At 39.6% G+C, this 5022-nt stretch carries 4 protein-coding genes; 1 reads left to right on the top strand and 3 read right to left on the bottom strand.

Annotated features, from left to right (window positions below):
- Nucleotides 1-211: 211 nt before the first annotated feature.
- From nadA to nadB, 3 genes are read right to left on the bottom strand one after another with little or no spacing between them, the layout of a single operon-like run.
- Nucleotides 212-1315, bottom strand: a complete 1104-nt coding sequence (gene nadA / locus ACOMCU_RS27775; protein ID WP_421052264.1) for a quinolinate synthase NadA — start codon at nt 1313-1315, stop codon at nt 212-214.
- Nucleotides 1302-2162 (bottom strand): carboxylating nicotinate-nucleotide diphosphorylase, encoded by an 861-nt coding sequence (nadC, locus tag ACOMCU_RS27780; RefSeq protein ID WP_421052265.1) that lies wholly within the window; start codon nt 2160-2162, stop codon nt 1302-1304. Before nadC ends, nadA begins: the two co-directional genes overlap by 14 nt.
- The gene (nadB, locus tag ACOMCU_RS27785) at nt 2119-3705 is read right to left on the bottom strand and encodes an L-aspartate oxidase (RefSeq protein ID WP_010860302.1); all 1587 of its coding nucleotides are present in this window, start codon (nt 3703-3705) and stop codon (nt 2119-2121) included. The genes nadC and nadB overlap by 44 nt, the downstream gene beginning before the upstream one ends.
- A 103-nt stretch (nt 3706-3808) precedes the next feature.
- On the opposite strand from nadB, the gene ACOMCU_RS27790 reads away from it, so the two are divergent.
- The gene (locus ACOMCU_RS27790; RefSeq protein WP_421052266.1) at nt 3809-4879 is read left to right on the top strand and encodes a cysteine desulfurase family protein; all 1071 of its coding nucleotides are present in this window, start codon (nt 3809-3811) and stop codon (nt 4877-4879) included.
- The last annotated feature ends 143 nt before the right edge of the window (nt 4880-5022 follow it).

A 5022-nucleotide genomic window follows, 5' to 3' on the forward strand; every position in this document is an offset into this window, starting at 1 on the left:
AGAATATAAAAATAGCGTTTAAGTATTCGAGAAAGGAGGTAGCTACTACAGACAAAGAGACCAATCTATTCCTTTTTCATTATGAAAAACAAAACTGAATATGTTGTATTGAACTGGATTTACTTAAACATTTAATATTATTATTACTCCAAACATTGTTGTCATTTTAGAAACAAAAAATCGTCTACGAAAAAGAGTAGACGATTTTTTATTATCCAAGTGACAGCATTCTTTCGAGTGAACTACGCGCTTCTTCTGCAGTATGAACATTAATTTTAATACGGTTATGTGGCTTTCCTTGTTTAATACTTTCAAGTGACCAAAGTAGATGTGGGAGGTCAATTCGATTCATTGTGAGACAAGGACAAAAGTTCTTATTTAGCGAGATAATCTGTTTATCTGGATGGTGTTTGATAATACGATTAACTAGATTCATCTCTGTGCCGATTGCCCATGCGGAACCGCTAGGGGCATTATTAATTGTATCAATAATGTATTTTGTTGAGCCCGCATCATCCGCTGCCGCAACAACCCCACGGCTACATTCAGGGTGCACGATAATGCGTATATTTGGATGTGCCTGACGAACCATTTCCGTATGGTGCACGGTAAAGCCTTCGTGGACGGAACAATGTCCTTTCCACAAAATTACTTGAATGTTTTCTGGTGACTGTTCTGTCTCAAGGGTATTGGTATGTGGATTCCAAACAGCCATATTTTCAAGGGGTACACCCAAATCATATGCGGTATTTCTACCTAAATGCTGATCGGGTAGAAAGAAAATACGTTGCTTTTGACTAAATGCCCATTTTACCATTTCCTTTGCGTTGGAGGATGTTACACATGCACCTCCAAGACGTCCTGTAAATGCTTTGATTGCAGCAGTCGAATTGACATATGTTAACGGGATAATTGTATCACCGAAAAGTTGCTGTAAGATGGGCCATGCTTGTTCTGTTTGATAAATGTCTGCCATATCTGCCATTGAACAGCCTGCACGCATATCTGGCAAGTAAACATGCTGTTTATCAGCTGTTAACATATCCGCTGTTTCTGCCATAAAATGTACGCCGCAAAAAACGATATGTTCAGCTTCTTTATTCGCGGCGGATAATTGCGCAAGTTGTAAGGAATCTCCTGTTGCATCAGCAAATTGAATCACTTCGTCTTTTTGATAGTGATGACCAGGGATGAAGAGCTTACTACCTAGTTTCTTTTTAATAGCTAGTATGCGAGATTCCATGTCAGTTGTTGTTAGTGTTCGATAATGCTCAGGGAGCAGTGTAGTTTGTTGTAATAAACTAGTTATTGACAAGTGGATGATCTCCTTTCATTTGTACAAGTGCGCTAATGTCAAAAGCTTTCACCGAATGAGTAAGTGCGCCAAGTGATATCCATTGAATACCAGATTTTGAATAGGCACGGAGATTTTCCAGAGTAATGCCACCCGAAGCCTCTGTCGTGATATGTGCAGGAACAGATGGAAGCCATGCCCGTATTTCTTCAGGACTTCGATTATCAAACATAATAATGTCTGCACCTGATGCAATTGCTTCGTCCAATTGGTCTTTTGTTTCAATTTCAACTTCAATTTTTATAGTATGCCCAACTTTGTTACGTGCAGCTTGCACTGCTTTTGTAATGCCTCCTGCAAAAGTAATATGGTTATCCTTTAGCATAATAGCGTCGTATAAGCCACTTCGATGATTGTAGGCACCACCTGTACGAACAGCATATTTATCGAGCATACGTAATCCAGGTATTGTCTTACGGGTATCACAAATTTTTGCACCAGTACCCGCTGTTTCACGAACAGCTAAATTTGCAGCTGTCGCGATGGCAGACATGCGCTGAATGAGATTCAAAATGACACGTTCCCCCATTAATAACTTTTGTAGAGGTCCTTTAACAATAGCGAGTACATCACCAGCATTCACAGCATCACCATCTTTTTTAAACAAAGTGATATGCATTGAAGTATCTAGTACTCGAAAGCCGTGCTCGATGATAAACGCTCCGCAAAAAATACCACTCTCTTTCGCATAAAAGGAGAAAGAGCCACTTTGGTCAGTTGTAAAAATGAACTCGCTTGATAAATCGCCATCCCCTATATCTTCGTTATAAAATTGCTTGAGCATTTCCTCGAGTTTGATGATATTCATATAATGTTTTCCTCACTTTCATTTGCCCATGTTCAAAAATAATCCAGCGTTGGGTCCACCATGCATCATTATGTGGTTTGTCACTACGAATATGAGCCCCGCGTGTCTCTGTGCGTGTAAGTGCAGCATGTACCATCAGTGATGCGACGATATGCATCATATAAATTTCAAGTTCCTGTTGATTCAGTCCAATTACATCAACTCGTTGTAAGGTTTGTAGCGATGGTAATTGTTTGGCAAATTGCTGCATATCATTGGGATTTCGTACAATGCCCAAAGCTTGCATCATATTCTGTTGTAATTTTTCTTTTGTTAATAACGACGGTAAGGGAAGTTTATGGACGTTGTACCTTTCAGCGAAATTCTTTTGCTTGCAGCCTCTTTGTAAAATGGCATGGGCCATTTTATGTCCAAACGTAATACCTTCCAGCAAGGAATTACTTGCTAAACGATTTGCACCATGGACGCCCGTACATGCGACTTCACCAACGGCGTATAGATTTGGGATCGACGTCCCACCTGTTTCATCTGCGATAATACCACCCATTAAGAAATGGCTTCCTGGCGCAATAGGAATTAAGCCGGTTTGTAAATCAACGCCATTATCAGAGCAAAGCTTTGCAATCGTAGGGAATTTATCTTCAAACTGCTGAATGCCAGAAATATCAATAAATGTTTCTTGTCCAGTAATCCGTTTTTTAAACAGCGTATGGGCTGTAACATGACGTGGTGCTAAATCAAGCTGTGGATGTACTCCTTTCATAATTGGTTGACGCTGTGCATCTACAAAAATACCACCAGCCCCACGAACGGCTTCGGAGACAAGTCCTTTCGCTACCCCATTGCACCAAAGAAGGCTTGGATGGAATTGCATAAACTCCATATCACTTATTGCTGCCCCTGCACGGAATGCTAGTGCAATGCCGTCACCAGTGTTAACTGTATAATTTGAGCTACTTGGATAAATGGCACCGGCACCACCTGAAGCAAGTATTACATGATGAGCAAAATATCGCTTTATGCCTCGTTTTCCCTGTGTAAGCACGCCGATACAAGCACCATCAGTATTTATAAGAAGTTCAAAAGCCATTTCGTAACAGTTTAACACTACGTTTGAAGGAAGCTGTTTGAGCAAATACTCTACAAAAACTTGCCCAGTACGATCTCCTCCAGCATGTAAAATGCGACGATGACTATGTGCGCCTTCTAACCCGAGAGCTGGTTTCCCAGATGCCTCCCGATCTATTGGAAGCCCATCTGTTAGGAACTGCTGTATAATCTCTGTTCCCTCGTTTATAAGTGCTTCAACATGCTTTATTTCATGATGATATTCACCAGCAGTCAATGTATCTGCAATGTGATAAGTGTTTTTATCTTCTTGTTTTGTGACCGCCGCAATACCACCTTGTGCCCGATATGAACTACTCATATCAACAGAAGATTTTGTAACTATCTGTACTTGAAACTGCTGTCCGAGTAGTCTAGCGGCCTGAAGTGCTGCAATACCGCTGCCAATAATGAGTACATCTGTCTTTACATCCATAGCTCTACCTTCTTTACAGTTGTCTTTACACATATCTTTACATAAAATAAAAAAGAAAACAAGACCTGAAGTAAATAGAGAGGATGAAAATAAGATGATTTATATGGATTACGCAGCAACATCACCAATGTCACCAACAGTGCTCCAGGCTTATTGTGAAGTAGCGGAGCGTTATTATGGGAATAGTGCGAGTTTACATGACTTAGGAGGACAAGCAAGCTATTTTGTAGAGCAGGCAAGATCGGTTGTGGCAAATGCACTAAAAGTTAAAAGTGATGGCATAATTTTCACAGGAAGTGGCACGGAAGGGAATATGCTAGCGATTGTGTCACTTGCTTTAGCATCAAAGAAAGGAAAACATATTATTTCGTCGCAAGCAGAGCATACATCAGTTCATGCAGCATTAAATACGCTTGAAAAAATGGGATTTGTTGTGACAAAGTTACCCTTACAGCAAAATGGTTGTATTCAAGTGGAGCAATTACGTGAAGTAATAAGAGAGGATACGGCGCTTATTACAATCCAACATGTTAATTCAGAAATAGGTGCTATCCAACCTATCGATGCAGTTGCAACTATTGCTAAAGCAGCAGATATATATTTTCATGTAGATTGCGTACAGTCGTTTTGTAAAGTTACTTTTGAACAGCAGGTGGATGCTATTACAGTCTCAGCACATAAAATTGCTGGACCTAAAGGTTGTGGGGCTATTTATATAAACCCAAAAATTCGTGTGCCTGCATTAACACCAGGTGTGACTCATGAGCGCGGGTTAAGGGGAGGAACATTAGATACACCAGCCATTGTAGCATTTGCAACTGCAATAGAAGGCTTTCATTACAAGCAGCAGAATTATGAGGCATTACGCCAATATTTACAAGAAAGATTACCAAAAACATGTCGAATGATTGAATGTAGGAAGCAACTACCAACTATATGTGGCATTCTGATGGAAAAAGTAGAAGGACAATATGTATTATTAAGATTAAATGAAGCGGGTATATGCATCTCTACAGGTAGTGCATGTGATATACACAGCGAATCTGGCACGAAAGCAATTATATCGATGGGCTATACAATGGAAGAAGCTCGTCAATTTTTCAGAATATCTTTTGGACAAAAGACAACATGTAAAGAAATTGACCATTTATTAGTAGCACTTTCTAATATTTGATAGTTGTGTTTTAATTTCAAGAAAAAATACAGAGATACTCAGGTCTGGCAGTAAGAAAAAACATTATTAGCCTGATTTTCTCTGTATCTATCCACTGTAAAAATAAGTTGATTGTGAATAGAGTAAATATAGCAAGGGTAACT

Origin of the sequence: Lysinibacillus sp. UGB7 (genome assembly GCF_049058285.1) — a bacterium.
GTDB classification, from domain to species: Bacteria; Bacillota; Bacilli; order Bacillales_A; family Planococcaceae; genus Lysinibacillus; species Lysinibacillus sphaericus_B.